The organism is Tannerella sp., assembly GCF_052170195.1.
Taxonomy (GTDB): Bacteria; Bacteroidota; Bacteroidia; order Bacteroidales; family Tannerellaceae; genus Tannerella.
In genome coordinates, this window is record NZ_JBQNAZ010000028.1 from 1 (window position 1) to 15,254 (window position 15,254).

11 protein-coding genes are annotated in these 15,254 nt (G+C 45.3%); 8 read left to right on the top strand and 3 right to left on the bottom strand.

Annotation, left to right across the window (positions count from 1 at the left end):
- The first annotated feature begins 220 nt into the window (after positions 1-220).
- On the top strand, positions 221-1,177 hold the full coding sequence (locus tag ACTTKA_RS08400; RefSeq protein WP_442724706.1) for an FAD:protein FMN transferase: 957 nt from the start codon (positions 221-223) through the stop codon (positions 1,175-1,177).
- Positions 1,178-1,515: 338 nt separating this feature from the next.
- Here the strand turns inward: ACTTKA_RS08400 and ACTTKA_RS08405 are convergent, their stop codons facing one another.
- Positions 1,516-2,523, bottom strand: a complete 1,008-nt coding sequence (locus ACTTKA_RS08405; protein WP_442714207.1) for a metallophosphoesterase family protein — start codon at positions 2,521-2,523, stop codon at positions 1,516-1,518.
- Positions 2,524-2,730: 207 nt separating this feature from the next.
- Here ACTTKA_RS08405 and ACTTKA_RS08410 point away from each other — a divergent pair, with 207 nt between their 5' ends.
- Entirely contained in the window at positions 2,731-4,755 is a 2,025-nt protein-coding gene (locus ACTTKA_RS08410) for an HD family phosphohydrolase (protein ID WP_442724684.1), read from the top strand.
- Between the two features lie 48 nt (positions 4,756-4,803).
- On the opposite strand, the gene ACTTKA_RS08415 is transcribed toward ACTTKA_RS08410, so the two are convergent.
- Entirely contained in the window at positions 4,804-5,577 is a 774-nt protein-coding gene (locus tag ACTTKA_RS08415; protein WP_442724685.1) for a Cof-type HAD-IIB family hydrolase, read from the bottom strand.
- 52 nt (positions 5,578-5,629) lie between these two features.
- Here ACTTKA_RS08415 and ACTTKA_RS08420 point away from each other — a divergent pair, with 52 nt between their 5' ends.
- The 4 genes from ACTTKA_RS08420 (at position 5,630) to ACTTKA_RS08435 (ending at position 12,332) form a co-directional block, all read left to right on the top strand.
- Positions 5,630-6,220: an RNA polymerase sigma-70 factor gene (locus tag ACTTKA_RS08420; protein WP_442724686.1), complete on the top strand. Its 591-nt coding sequence runs from the start codon at positions 5,630-5,632 to the stop codon at positions 6,218-6,220.
- 54 nt (positions 6,221-6,274) lie between these two features.
- Positions 6,275-7,267 carry a FecR family protein gene (locus ACTTKA_RS08425; RefSeq protein WP_442724687.1) on the top strand — a complete coding sequence of 331 codons (993 nt, stop codon included), beginning with the start codon at positions 6,275-6,277 and terminating at the stop codon, positions 7,265-7,267.
- A gap of 216 nt (positions 7,268-7,483) precedes the next feature.
- Complete coding sequence (locus ACTTKA_RS08430) at positions 7,484-10,702, top strand: SusC/RagA family TonB-linked outer membrane protein (RefSeq protein WP_442724688.1); 3,219 nt, start codon at positions 7,484-7,486, stop codon at positions 10,700-10,702.
- A 19-nt stretch (positions 10,703-10,721) separates the two neighbouring features.
- Positions 10,722-12,332: a RagB/SusD family nutrient uptake outer membrane protein gene (locus tag ACTTKA_RS08435; RefSeq protein ID WP_442714213.1), complete on the top strand. Its 1,611-nt coding sequence runs from the start codon at positions 10,722-10,724 to the stop codon at positions 12,330-12,332.
- A gap of 73 nt (positions 12,333-12,405) precedes the next feature.
- On the opposite strand, the gene ACTTKA_RS08440 is transcribed toward ACTTKA_RS08435, so the two are convergent.
- Positions 12,406-12,657: a GlsB/YeaQ/YmgE family stress response membrane protein gene (locus ACTTKA_RS08440; RefSeq protein ID WP_442724689.1), complete on the bottom strand. Its 252-nt coding sequence runs from the start codon at positions 12,655-12,657 to the stop codon at positions 12,406-12,408.
- A 271-nt stretch (positions 12,658-12,928) separates the two neighbouring features.
- On the opposite strand from ACTTKA_RS08440, the gene ACTTKA_RS08445 reads away from it, so the two are divergent.
- Complete coding sequence (locus tag ACTTKA_RS08445; protein WP_442724690.1) at positions 12,929-13,360, top strand: META domain-containing protein; 432 nt, start codon at positions 12,929-12,931, stop codon at positions 13,358-13,360.
- Between the two features lie 276 nt (positions 13,361-13,636).
- Positions 13,637-15,193: an Omp28-related outer membrane protein gene (locus ACTTKA_RS08450; RefSeq protein WP_442724691.1), complete on the top strand. Its 1,557-nt coding sequence runs from the start codon at positions 13,637-13,639 to the stop codon at positions 15,191-15,193.
- Positions 15,194-15,254 lie beyond the last annotated feature (61 nt).

Here is a 15,254-nt window from a genome sequence, read left to right on the forward strand (position 1 = left end):
CTCTGAATATGGACTACCTCAAAAAGCTACTAAAGATTTGATGCGGTTGCCCTGTGAATCCCCTCTGTTCACGTTGGAAATGAAAATTGTGACGTATCTTTGCGCGAAAATTAACACAGAAAATACAATGAACCCGATGATGAAATTTTCTTTAGAGAAAACAAGCAAACGATGCGCTTTTCTCCGCTTCACTTTCTTTTTTTTGACAATCCTGTCGGTTATGTCATGCCGCTCTTCTCAACCTCAATATTACGAAGAGAGCGGAACTGTTTTTCACACGCTCTACCAGATTAAATACGAGTCATCTGTGTTGCTAACGGAAAAAATCGACGCGGAGTTTCAGGCTTTTAATCTTTCTTTGAATCCCTTTAATCCCAACTCAATACTGGCCAAAGTAAACCGAAACGAAGCGGTGGAGGTCGACGACTGGTTTGTGACCGTTTTTAACAAGGCGATGGAAGTGTCTGCCCGTTCCGACGGAGCTTTCGATGTAACGGCTGCTCCGTTGATCAACCTGTGGGGGTTTGGCTTTGAGCGAAAAGACAGCGTATCGCAACCCGTTATCGATAGTCTGTTAACGTTTGTCGGATATCGAAAAATACGTCTCGAAGGCCGGCGTGTGGTCAAAGAAGACCCGCGCATCCAGCTTAATTTCTCTGCTCTTGCCAAAGGATATGCCTGCGATGTGATCGCTGACCTCCTCGAACGTGAGGGAGTAGAAAATTATATGATCGATATCGGTGGCGAAGTTGCTTCGAAAGGTTTAAATCCCAAAGGAGACTGCTGGCGCATCGGAATTAATAAGCCCGAAGACGATACGACAGGTATTAAAAACGACATCGGCCAGGTAGTGGCTCTTTGCGGGAAGAAAGGAATGGCGACGTCGGGCAATTACCGTAATTTCTATATCAAAGAAGGCAAGAAATACGCCCATACGATCGATCCTCGAACCGGCTATCCTTCGGAGCAAACAATCCTGAGTACATCGATCATCGCGCCTGACTGTATGACGGCAGATGCATATGCCACGGCATTTATGGCGATGGGGGTAGAAGCAGCCTGCCGCATGGCCGAAACATTTCAGGATATCGAATATTATGTAATTTATTCGGATGAGACGGGGCAAAACCGAATCAAATATTCCAAAGGTATGGATGCGGCTATGGTAAAGCCCTAAAAAGAAAAAATCCCAGACTCACGTCTCGGATTCCTCGCATAAACCATTCATATACCACTAAAAAGACTTTATTATGAAATATTATGTCTGTGGATGCAAAGATAGACACGAGGCAGGTGGTTCTGCAAGTTTTCAGCCCCCTATTGGACAAAGAAGCCGCCTTTCTTATCAAACGAACGGGTTTCAGGGTATAAAACGCGAGGAATTGGACTGAGTTGGAAAAAATGCAAAAAGAATGCTAAAAACAACCGCCGGGCTGTTTCTCTTCAGAAATAAAAGAATGAGGCCCGGCGGTTTATAGTCGATCACCCCGACAGGTGACGTATTAAATCGTTGCTCTAATTCTTCTGATCCGTAAAGTATTCAGGATATTTGAAGTCGTTGATGATAGCTCCACCACGCAAACGGATATACGTGCGGAAGCCTTTGACACCCTCCGTCAGTTCAACAATGCGGGCACCATTCGGTTTGAGGTTATTGTAGACCGTATTTCCACCGCTGTAGCGTCCGAAAGCCAGCAATATGCCATGCCACTGAACGGAGTAATCGTTATCATGATCATGACCGACAAATACCCCTTCGATATCTTTCATTTCTTTCATCGCCACGAACATGCCCGAATTGAGCTTCGGTGACGAGGCAGCTTCCATACGTGTTCCGCAGAAGTGTGCGTGCTCGTCCGAAGAGGCTTGATTGAATTCGGGAAACGGGATATGGAAAAAAGCCAGCGAAGGGATGGGAATACCTCCGTTAGCACGTGTAAAAAATTCGCTTTGTGTGCGATACCAAGCAATTTGATCCGTTCTGATATAGTCGTATCCTTTCACGTCTTCGAGCTTCGAATAAGCATTAGAATCGAAGCAATACAACAGTTCAGCCGTTTTTTCGCTCGTAGCCGAGAGAATCGGCAAGATAAAATTAGTCACGCCATGGATGCCTTCAGTCGTAGCTGTCAAGTTGTAGGGTACGCTTTGAATCACGGTGAACAGTTCTTCACGGGTCATATCAAACTCGTCATCATGATTGCCATACGTTACGGCAAAAGGAATTTTTCGTTCCGAAATAGGCCTCAACACAGCACGCATACTGGCTTCGGCCGGCTTGCCGTATATCACGTCGCCGGTGATGATGACCAAATCCGGCTTTTCGGCATCGAGGGTCTCGGCGATGTTTTCCAATGAGCCGGCCGAGCGCGGATCACCATCGATGTAATGTACATCCGTGAATTGAACAATTTTAAATTTCTTGTCTGCATTGAACTTTAAGATTGGTTGCTGCGCGGAAAGAAATATTCCTCCTACCATATACAACAGACTTGCCAAAAGTGCTTTTTTCCAGTTTTTCATATGTTATGTCATTATTAAGATGAATAAATAAGCTATTTGTTGATGTCGATAAGAAAGATCGGCGCACAAAGGTATGAAAAAATCGCAAAGAAAGACTATTGGCAGACTCCGCTTACACCGCCACCTTTTACGATTTTTTTGCAGATATTGATTTTTTGCGTACATTTCGCCCTGAAAACTCATAAATCGTTTAAGCAGAAGATACGTATGAAGTCAAGGAAAACAACAATACAATCATTTCTCTTTTTTACCGTTACGGCTGCGATTATCGCTTATTTTTTCCCTCGTGAAGGAAAATTTCCTTATCAGTTCCACGAAGGTAAACCGTGGCGGTACGACCTGCTTACAGCACCGGGCGACTTCCCGATTTACAAGAGTGATCAGGAAATAAAGGCAGAAAAAGACAGCATCAGGACACGTTTCGAACCGTATTTCCGGCTGAAAGAAGATGTGTCGAAAACAGTACTGGAAAATCTGAAAAACGATTACCTCTCACAACATACGATGAGCACTCCGTTGTGGCAATACCTCAACCGTCAGATACAACATCTTTATAACCAAGGCATCGTGGCAGCTCCGGAGTTAGAGAAGATGATTTCGGAAAATCGTGCGCGAGTGAATGTACTGAAGAAGAACGTGGCTGTCGGCAGAAATGTCAGCGACTTATATTCACCTAAAACAGCTTACGAAAACATCATTCAAAACGCTCCCAAACCGATGGATAAAGACGAATTGTGGTCGAGCAATTTCGAACAATATCTGGAGCCGAACCTCACATACGATGCGGAAACATCAGACAAAGTACTAAACAAAAGGCTGCACGACGTCTCCCTCTCCATTGGAATGGTGCAGGCCGGCGAACGGATCGTCGACCGGGGTGAGGTGGTAGATGCCGAAACGTACAATATCCTCCGCTCCCTGAAAATCATTCACGAAACCAAATCGGGAGGCAGTCACCGATACGGAACGATCTGGGCAGGCCAGCTCGTACTCATCTTCGGTATCTTGCTTTGCTGTGCATTATATTTTATCTCGTTCCGTCCTGAGATTTTCTTTCGACGCAACAATAACATCTTCATCCAGCTCTGCATACTGGTACCCTGTCTGTTGAGCGAGACATGCCTCAAATACGACCTGTTCAATATCTATATCCTGCCGTTTGCCATCGTTCCGATCGTGGTTCGTACATTCTTCGACTCGCATACAGCGCTCTTTACTCATCTGATCACGGTGCTGCTTTGCTCGCTCATCGCCCCATTCCCGCACGAGTTTCTGATGTTGCAAACGATTGCAGGTATCGTATTCATAGTCAGCCTGAAAGAATTAACGCAACGTTCGCAACTGATCCGGTGTGCTTTTTTCATCTCGCTCGCTTATGTGTTGTGCTACTTAGGACTTACACTCTATCAGGAAGGCGATCTGAACAAAATCAATTGGCAGATGATGCTTTTCTTCGGCATCAGCTTTATCCTGCTGATGTTCTCGTACGTATTGATTTACATGCTCGAAAAACTATTCGGCTTCGTCTCGCCCATCACACTGGTCGAACTGTCAAACATCAACACACCGCTGCTGAAGAAACTTTCGGAAACGTGTCCCGGCACATTTCAGCACTCGCTACAAGTGTCTATTCTTGCCTCGGCGGCAGGTGCGAAGATCGGTGCAGATACCCAACTGATACGTACCGGCGCATTGTATCATGACATCGGGAAGATGACGAACCCCGCATTTTTCACCGAAAACCAGCACAAGCAGGCTGATCCGCACCTCAAACTGTCGTACGAAGAAAGTGCACAGATCATCATTAGTCATGTGACAGAAGGCATTAAAATGGCTGAAAAAGCAATGCTCCCGCGTGCCATCATCCATTTCATACAGACGCATCATGGGCGAGGCAAAACGAAATATTTCTATAATTCATACAGAAACGCTTATCCCGACCAGCCGATCGATGAAGCAAAATTCACCTATCCCGGTCCCAATCCGTTTACGAAAGAAACTGCTATCCTGATGATGGCCGACTCGATCGAAGCGGCATCGCGCAGCCTCAACGAATATACGGACGAACATATCGAAACACTCGTTCATAAGATTATCGACAGTCAAATCAACGACGGCTTGCTGCGCAATGCACCTTTGACATTTAAGGACATCGACGTCGTCAAAGCGACATTCACCGAAAAGCTCAAAACAATGTATCACACCCGTATCAGCTATCCGGAATTGAAGTAACAGCTTACCGTAAGAGATAGAAAGTGCCTCTCTCCTACCCGCTTGTCGCTAAATGATTTCAAAGTGGTGTAACGCCTGCGCAACTCCCCCTTCATCGATTGAAGACGTCACATAATCGGCAGCCTGCTTGACTTCCTCATCCGAGTTGCCCATGGCTACTCCTATGCCGGCGTATCGGAGCATGGAAATATCATTGCCACCATCGCCGATAGCCATCATTTCTTCAGGACGAATACCGAAATACGCTCCCATCATTTCCAGACCAACACACTTCTCGACGCCTTTTGCCACAACATCGGCAAAGGTCGGATACCAGCGCGTAGCGGTGCAATGAGGCATCTGCCGCATCACCTCCGGCTCAGCTTCCTGCGAAAAGAAGGCTGTCAATTGATATATCTCGCGCTGCATTAGTTCATCCATGGAGACAACAGGGCGCGGGGGGAAACAGATCAGCTCACGCATACGCTCCATAATATCAGCTCGGGTATTAGCCGAAATAGCGTCGGTCTCGACAAAAAAGCAGGGAATGATCCCGTTTTCTTCCTGATAGCGGACAAAAGCCACAATATCTTCTTTCGGAATGCTTTTCCGGAAAATCACCTTATCACCGACCAAACAACAACTTCCGTTGAGAGTAATATATCCGTCGAATTCCATGTCACCAAGATTATTGATATCTCCGCGCTGGCGACCGGTAGCCACGAAAAGTTTCACGCCCCGGCTACGTGCTTCACACAAAGCCGATGCAGTATCTTCCGGCATCCGATGCGTATCGAAACTGACCATGGTTCCGTCGATGTCTAAAAAAATCGCTTTAATCATCCGTAAACAATATCGAATATGCAAACATACATAAAAAACATTTTTTTTCTGTATGTTTGCGGGAAAAAGAAGGAACGAGTTGGACAGGAATCATCAATTGATCATAAGTTTCAAAGCCATCTACGTATCGTATTACGCACGAATGAAACGCTTTGCCGAGGCATACATCATGTCGGAAGCCGATGCCGAGAACATTGTACAAGATGTATTCCTCGATTTATGGGAACGGCAGGACGTGCTTGAAGGGCGCATGAATAAAATGGGATGGCTGTTGACTTCTGTAAAAAACAGATGTGTGGATTTCCTCCGACACAAGATGGTCGAACAGCGCTCGGCCGAACAGTTGCAAGAGGAATACACGCGCACCCTGCAAATGAAGTTCGAGTCGTTGGAAGCTTTCGACGAAGAATATGTGGCAGAACATGACATCGAGTCTGTTGTATCAAAAGCCATTCAGACCTTACCGGAAAAATGTCGAATAATTTTTATTAAAAGTAAAATCGAGGGAAAAAAACAAAAAGACATTGCTGCAGAACTCGGCCTATCACTTAACACCATCGAAACCCAAATGGGTATTGCCTATAAAAAACTGAAGATCGCTCTCGAAAGACTACTTCCCATGCTGTTCTTTTTATTTACATGAAAAGGACTGCTTCTTAGCGGATTTTTCACTCTTATACGTTCTACTATCAAAAATATGGAAAAGATGGAAGAACAAGTACGGAGATATTTTCAAGGCATGCTTGATGACTCCGAACGATTAGAGTTATTGAGAAGGATGGATACCGATCCTCGGTTAAAATCCGAATTTATCGGGCAGCAAAATATCGAAGCTTTATCACTGCTTTGGAAACAGAAACAAGACGAACGGGAAGCAGGACAAAAATATTCTCAATTCATCCGAAGCATGAAAGAAGACCATCTCCGACCTCGGCGCTCTTTCGCTCTCTACACTCGTTATGCAGCAGCGGCAGTGCTGTTAATTGCATCTACGACGTTAATCACACACCATCTCTCAAAAGAGAGCCTACCGCATGAGAAAGCAATGAGTTCACTCTATGTACCTTCAAGGCAACGAGCCCAGTTGATACTACCCGACGGCACGCAGGTATGGCTCAATACACGGTCGACACTGACTTACCCGACATCATTCGGAAGTAAGGAGCGCCGTGTAAACCTCACAGGAGAGGCCTTTTTCGATGTGACCAAAGATGCGAAAAGACCTTTTATCGTTTCGGCAAAGGATGTAGAAATGAAGGTGCTCGGAACAAAGTTTAATGTTTATAATCAACCAGATACAGACTACATTCAGGCCAGTCTACTCGAAGGAAGCATTGAGGTTTCCGACGCCCGTATGCCAACCCGGCGGGTTACGCTGAAACCGAACGAAACTGTAACTGTCTGCGAAGGAAAGATGGAAGTTCAGCCTATCACATCTTCCGATCATTTTTTGTGGAAGGATGGGATTTATTGTTTTGAGAACGAATCGCTCAAGAATATTCTGATTCAACTCGAACGATATTATGATGTCAAAATCGAAGTAAAAGAGCCGGAGCTGTTTAATCTGACGTATAGCGGTAAATTCCGACAAAACGACGGGATTGACGAAATACTCCGGATTATTGGTAAAATACATCGCTTTAAGGTCATAAGAGATATGGAAAACAATACAATTACAGTGAGTAAATAACCGATTGTTACATTCGATAAAATAAAGACAACCATGAAAACATAAACCTATCCGAAGAAAAGAAAGGCGGCGCGATGCTGCAACATCAGCCGCCTTTTTAAAAAGTAAACACGTAACTTAATTTTAGTATTCACTTAACATTGCAAAGATATGAAAATAAAAGCTTTGTTCTTATTTTTGACTGTAAAAAATATACGTATTAAAAACTTTTTCAGAATGATGAGAATTTCGTTCCTTCTTTTATTCGTGTTCACTCTGCAACTGACAGCCATCGAGACCGAAGCCCAGCATGCCATGGTGACCATGAATTCGCATACTGTTTCGATAAAACAGTTAATTCATGAGATCGAACAACAAACAGATTATCTGGTCGTATACAGTAACCGCGAAATCGATACGCAACGTGAAGTGCGTTTTCGGAGTAAATCAGACAAAGTGTCGTCATACCTCGACGAGGCATTCGGGACAACCGATATCGGTTATGAGTTTGAAAACAACTACATTGTATTAGTGAGAAAAAAAATGCTGGGTAAGACTGCCTCTTCCGTTACACAACAGGACAGCCGGCGGATAACGGGGACGGTGGTTGATGCCGTGACGGGTGAGCCTGTCATCGGTGCGAACGTGGCCGTCAAAGGAACGACTATCGGAACGATCAGTGACTCTGACGGACGTTTTACTTTCGATGCACCGGCAAGTGCGACACTCATCGTGTCGTATATCGGCTACCTGACGATCGAAGTCGAGTCATCCTCTTCCCCCATGCAAATCCGTTTGCAGGAAGATACACGCTCGCTCGAAGAGGTTGTGGTCATCGGCTACGGCACTGTAAAGAAAGTCGATTTGGCAGGTTCTGTAGGCGTGATGGATCATAAGAGCTTCAGAGACCAGCACCTTTCCGATCTTTCGAACGGTTTACAGGGACGTGTTTCCGGCGTTTCCGTTCAGAAAAACGGTCAACCCGGCTCTTCTGCGAAAATCCGTATCCGAGGAGTCAACTCTGTTTATCGGAACAACGCCCCACTGTATGTTGTAGACGGACTGGTACGTGAAAACGGAGAAACGGGTATCGCACCCGAAGATATCGAATCCGTTCAAATCCTAAAAGATGCCTCATCCACTGCTATTTACGGATCTCGTGGAGCAAATGGCGTGATTCTGATCACGACCCGCAAAGGAAAAGCGAACCAGCAAAATATCAGCTTCGACGCCCGGATGGGTTTCTCAAACCTCGTCAAAAAATACGAGATGCTAACTCCTTACCAATCTGCGCTGGCTTACCGCGACATCAAAAACCCAAATGCCTTCACCGATGCCGAAATGGAAGGATATAAAAACGGCACCAAGGGAATCGATTGGCAAGATGTCTTTTTCGGAACCGGCATGACACAGGACTACAAAATAACCATATCAAAAGGCAGCCAGCATACGCAATATTATGTATCGGGTCGCTATAACTCGGAACAAGGTATCGTCGAGAATAATAAGTCGGATAAATATCAGTTCAAGTTCAACCTCACGTCGGAACTGACGCCGTGGCTACATATGACGGCCGACATCATGGCTGATCATTCCGACTTTACCGGCTCATGGTTCAGCACCGGCCCCAACCCTATGTTCAAAGCTCTGAACTACTCTCCCACCATGGAGATGCAAGACAAAAATGGTAAATACAACTGGGATCCTTATAACAACATCGAAGCCAACCCAATGGGAGAAATCAGACAAGCACCTTCCGACTCGAAAGCCAACCGGATGACCGGGCACGTCGATCTGAGATTCACGATACTGCCCGGACTAACGTTTACGACAACGAACGGGGTAGACTACTTCGACGGAAAAACCTATTCGTTCGGCCCCACCACCGTATATAGGCAAAGCTGGGCTAGCAATACAGATCATAGCCGTCTGATGCTACAGACAATCAATAATCTTACTTATACAGGAAAATGGGACAAGCATTCGCTGACGGCTTCGGCCATCTTCGAAGCCACCTCGTCGGAAACACGTATGATGAACATCTCGGGGAATAATCTGCCGGTTGAAAGTGTCGGATACTGGAATATCAACTTGGCCGGATCGAAGAGCCTTCGAAACGATTACAGCAAAAGAACATTGCTTTCTGGCATCGGACGGATCATCTATAATTACGCCGACCGCTACATCTTAACCGGAACATTCCGTGCCGATGGCTCTTCGGTGTTCACCAACAACAAATGGGGCTACTTCCCCTCCGTCGCTGCGGCTTGGAACATAGCCAACGAAGGGTTTATGAAAGATCAGTCGGTCTTCCGTCAGTTCAAACTCAGGAGCAGCTACGGAATTGTAGGAAGTCAGGCTCTGAATCCTTACGAAACCCTCGGGCTCTTGTGGGAAGCCAACACGGCCTTCGGAACGACGAGCCAACAGACAGGGTACTACGCCGGCATCTTCGCTACCCCCGACTTGACTTGGGAGAAAACACTTCAATGGGATTTAGGGGTCGATTTCTCCGTGCTCGACGATAGGCTGAGCTTTTCTCTCGATTATTATGACAAGCGTACAAAGGATGGTTTGCTCAGAAAGCATATACCCAGCTATAATGGTGGCGGAGATTATTGGGTGAACGACGGCGAAGTACATAACAAAGGCTTCGAAGCTTCCGTATCGGCACGACTGATCCAAAATTCCGACTGGAACTGGACAAGTACCCTCAACGGTACATGGCTGAAGAACGAAGTACTCTCGCTCGGTGGTGAGCGGTTCATCTTCGGAAACACCTTGTGGGGGGGCTTTGTCAATGAAGTTTCTCTGGTGAAAGTGGGAGAACCGCTCGGTCTTTTATATGGATATGTATGGGAAGGACTCGACGAGAACGGATGTAACAAATTCAAGGATGTGAACGGAAACAACAAACTCGATTCGGAAGACCGTCAGATCATCGGCAACTCACTCCCCGACTTTACGCTGGGCTGGAACAACCAAATAAACTGGAAAAACTGGGAGTTGAATTTGTTCTTCAACGGCCAATTCGGGATGGACAAGATCAATCTGACACGCTTTGCCATGTCGACGATGACAGGCCCAAGCCGTTTCATCACACTGAAAGAAGCGTATGAAAATAATTACGACAAAGTCGGGGCGGGAGCCGCTTATTCGTCGTTGAAGAATGCAAGCAACAGGAATTACGGCAACTCGTCGCAATGGGTCGAAGATGCAAGTTACCTGCGCTTGGAAAACATTACCCTTTCGTATAAGCTACCAAAACGCGTTGTCCGTTTTGCCGATCTGCGCTTCTCACTCAGTTGTCAGAATGCTTTTACCATTACTCGCTATTCCGGGATGGATCCCGCCAATGTATCGGCCGGACCCAATGCGGATGTGGATAACGGAATCGACATGGGAACATTCCCGTCTCCGCGTACTTTCTTAGTAGGTATTCATGCTAATTTCTAATGTTAAAACAGTTACCGATATGAAAAATAAAATCATCATAGCAGGACTCTTTGTCTTTTTGTTCGGCACCTCATCATGTAATGATTTTCTGAAAGAAGATCCGAAAGGTAAGCTGACACTTCGCAAGTTTACATCGCAGAAGGAGGTCGATCTGGCCGTCACAGCTTTATACAGCAAGGTGGCACAGATGCAGGCGAACACCAACCTGACCGCACCCAACTTTATGCAAGGTGACGATGCGACAACCAATCCGGGAAGTAATAAAATGTGGTATGCCGAAATCGACGGATTCCGTCCGACCGATGGAAACATTGCACTGGCACAAACATGGGCCGGCAATTACACGCTCATCAAAGCCGCCAATTATGTACTAGAAAATATCGACGAAACGCCCATTTCCGAAGAAGAGAAAAATATAGCCGTCGGTCAGGCGAAATTCTGGCGGGCCATAGCTTATTTTAACCTCGTGCGTATTTGGGGACCGCTGCCTCTGATTATTAAGAACGAAGTCGATCAGAAAATTCCACTCAGTTCGGAAAAGGATGTATATGAAAAAATAATCGTGCCCGACCTGCTTGATTGCCAGAAGTTATTGCCGACGAACTATACGACCGAACCCGGCAAGCTCTTCGGCGTAAATACCTTTGTCACTTATCAAGCGGCACGTGCCACCCTCTCGGCTGTCTATATGGCGATGGCAGGATGGCCGATCAATGAAACCGCATATTACGCAAAGGCGGCGACAGAGGCATTGGCCGTGATCGAAGGCGTAGAGAAAGGACAGTATGAATACATACTGGAACCGGAGTTCAAATTCGTCTACGACATTACACATAACTATACACAGGAAACAGTGCTGGGTGTCAATGCGAACGGATTGTTTGCCGATGGTGAAGGTACATCATTTTGCAATACTCAACTCTTCGAATCGCAAGGCGGATGGGGCGATTTTTGGGGAGAAATACGATTTTGGAAACGGATGCCCGAAGGTCCGCGCAAAGACGCCGTGTACTCGTCGAAAATTCTTTACCAGAATAAGCTAGGCAATCCTCTGATAAACTGGTGGGAAAAAGATGATAAAGGCAATTGGCTGGTACCCGAACTGCATCCGATGTTTTGTACCACGACCGTCTCCGGTTCCGGAATCAACGACGTACAAGACTACGACTATACGAAGGGGGTCAACATGTGCCAGTTTACGTCACAACGCCGCAAGATGATTCGTTATGCCGAGGTCTTGCTGTGGTATGCCGAGTCGCAGGCACGTTCGACCGGAACGCCCAGTGCAAAAGCCTATGAGTGTGTGAATCGGGTACGCAAGCGCGCCGGATTGCCAGCATTGGCTCCGGGACTGAGCGGACAAACCTTTGCCGATGCTGCCCTTGCCGAGCACGGCTGGGAAGTAGCCGGTTATCATCCGGCTCTGGTGACACGTCGTGCTGACCAGTTGCGTATGAACACCCTCAAAGAAACTTTTGCCGAGCGTGTGGCTAATACGCCGGTTGAAATCATTCCCGGAGTGGCAGTACAGGAAAAAATCCCCATCACTGACGCCACCTGGACTGATAACCGTAACTACATGCCCTATCCGGCATGGGACGCTTCCTTGAATCCCAACCTGAAACGATAAGCAAATAAACAACAACCCCTCGCCGGACGATTGCCGGCAAGGGGTTTGCTTATCATTTCAGGCTATCCGCCAACTATTTCTTTTTGAGAAGCGCAAAAATCCATAACACAATCACAGCCCCTCCCGTAGAAAGCAGAAGAGTCCTGATACTAAACTCATTCACAGTTCCCCAACCTAATGCCGAACCGATCCATCCACCTACAACCGATCCTAAAAGACCGATAATAATGGTTATAATCCAACCTCCCGGATCTTTTCCCGGACGAATGGCCTTAGCAATCAAGCCGGCCAATAAACCTAAAATAATCCATGATAAAATACCCATAGCTTCTTTTTGTTTTAGTACAAGTTAATATTAAAAATACATTCACATAAATAAAACAGATAGAATACACGATTTGTTCAATCATGAGCTTTTTTTTAGCCACCATTTTACACCCAATAAAAACATGATAAACAAGTAAATAAAAACAAAAAAATAGAAAGTTGTAAAAGCGCAAAATTATTAATCTTTGTTAAAAACCAAACTTCACAGAACATCTTACCCATTTTTCACGTCTTATGATCATATAATAAACAAAAACATAAGAATGATAATGAAAAAAATGAATGGAATGCTGGCGATGGCATGTATCGCTGCAATGACTGGCTGCAACAACGGGAAGCACGTAACAGCCGAAGAGCTGACAGGTCGATGGAATATTGTAGAAGTAAGCGGAGAGTCTGTAAAAGCAGATAAGGCTTTCTTTGAATTCGTGAAAGAAGATAACATGCTTCGTTTACATGGTAATGCAGGTTGCAACCTGATAAATACGGAAACAGAGCTTGATGTGAAGCAACCGGCTGCTCTATCGTTTTCCGCTCCACGTGTAACGATGATGGCTTGCCCCGATCTGGAAACGGAAAGCAAAATCCTGAATGCTTTTGAAAACGTAACGCAAGTAAAATCCGGCAAAACGGAAACACAACTGCATCTTGCCGATAAAAACGGAAAAAGCATGTTGACCCTCGAAAAGGCAGCCTTATAAGGTAGCCTTTTCTTTTTCAACAATATGAATGATCCATTTTTCGATAAAATACCTATTGATACACACTGCATCGAAATTTCGATGACTATTACCGATGACAGATAATTCGCTCTTAATTTTTTATTGTACACTTGATAAAATAAAAACACCCATCCAATTCCAATGTTAATAAGCAGTTTGTAAAGAAAAACCGTTCCGAAAACGAAACTTTTTTTACATTTTGTTCAAACAATAAATCCGTACTTTTGCGCCGTATTTTAAACATAAACATTAACAATGAAAAATTATAAATCATTTGGCCTTATATTAGGCACTCTGCTCTTTTTAAGCATCTTCGGATGTTCTGATAAAAAAAACATACCGGTATCGGTAACCTTATCGACCGACAAAACAACCATCAAAGCCAACGGCAAAGATTCTTTGACTTTCACGGTCAAAGTCGATGGTAAGGAAATGGCGACAGGAGTTACCATCGTACCTTCGTCATCAACCTCGACCGAAGGACTCAAGAAGTTCAACTTCGCCACATCGAAAGCCGGCTCTTATTCCTTCTACGCGATGTATGAAGGTCAAAAATCGAACGAGATCACCGTCGCAGCCACACAAGTCGTCATTAAACTGACAGCCGATAAAACAAGCCTCAAACCGAATGGCACAGACATGATTCGGTTCACCGTAAAAGCTGACGAAGAAGATGTGACCTCATCGGCAGTCATTACACTAAAGGGAGAGAACGAGACGAAACTCGAAAATCACAGCTTCTCGACCGAAAAATCAGGAACATACACCTTTTATGCAACATACGATGGCGAACAGTCGGAAAAAATAATGATCCAATCAGCAACCGAAGCGGTTATATTAACATTGAACAAAAACGAGATCAAGGCCAACGGATCGGAGGAGGCGGCTTTTACGGTTCTGGCAGACGGAAAAGACGTAACCGGGAAAGCAGTGATCATGCAAAAAGGATCGCCGGACACACCTTATGATGGAAGAACATTCAAAACAACCGAACCCGAAACGTATACCTTCTATGCCGTTTACGACAATATAAAATCGGATGAGGTTTCTCTTAAAGCAACCTATGTGCCACTGTCTTTCGTCAAACAGTTTTGTATCATGCAATTTGCATCGGCCGCCTGCAACACATGTCCCATCATGACGCAAGCTATCAACAATGTAAGGAAACAACGACCCAACCGAATCGTTCCCATTGTATTGCACGTACAGAACCGCTGTCTCAACTACGAAACACTCTATGGCGTACTCGGCAAAACAGCTGATATGCTTTGCCCCTCGTGGCCATCTTCACTGGTCGATCTCAACCAAAAAGTGAATATTTATCCGATAAGTACCCCCAAAAAATTGATCTCGGCAATCGATTACATGAATGCTTTCTGTCCTTCACAAACCGGTATTGCCATGGAGTCGAAAGTAACGGATGGAACGATTCAGTTCACAGCCAATATTCTGACGAACAAAACCGATCGTTATCGTTTCTATGCGTTCGTTGTCGAAGATGGGATCGTATATGGTCAAATGATTACCCGTGAGGAAGTAGACCTTAACTACGTACATAATCACGTGGCCACCTACAAACTCTCGGATGATGATCCAAAAACGGGTGTTGATTTAGGAGAAATTAAAATGGGTAGAAAAGCTTCCCGCACGTTTACGATCGATACGAACCCCATCAAACTGAAACGAACCGTCAACCTGAATAATTGTCGGATTGTAGCATATACCCTGAGAGCCATCAACGGAGTGTATTGCATCGACAATGTCACATCGTGTCCGGTAAACGGTTCAGTAGATTATAAATACAGCAAATAAATAATAGAAAAGCTGCCGATGAATGAAAAACAAGTCTAAAGATTCATAAGCATCGACGGCT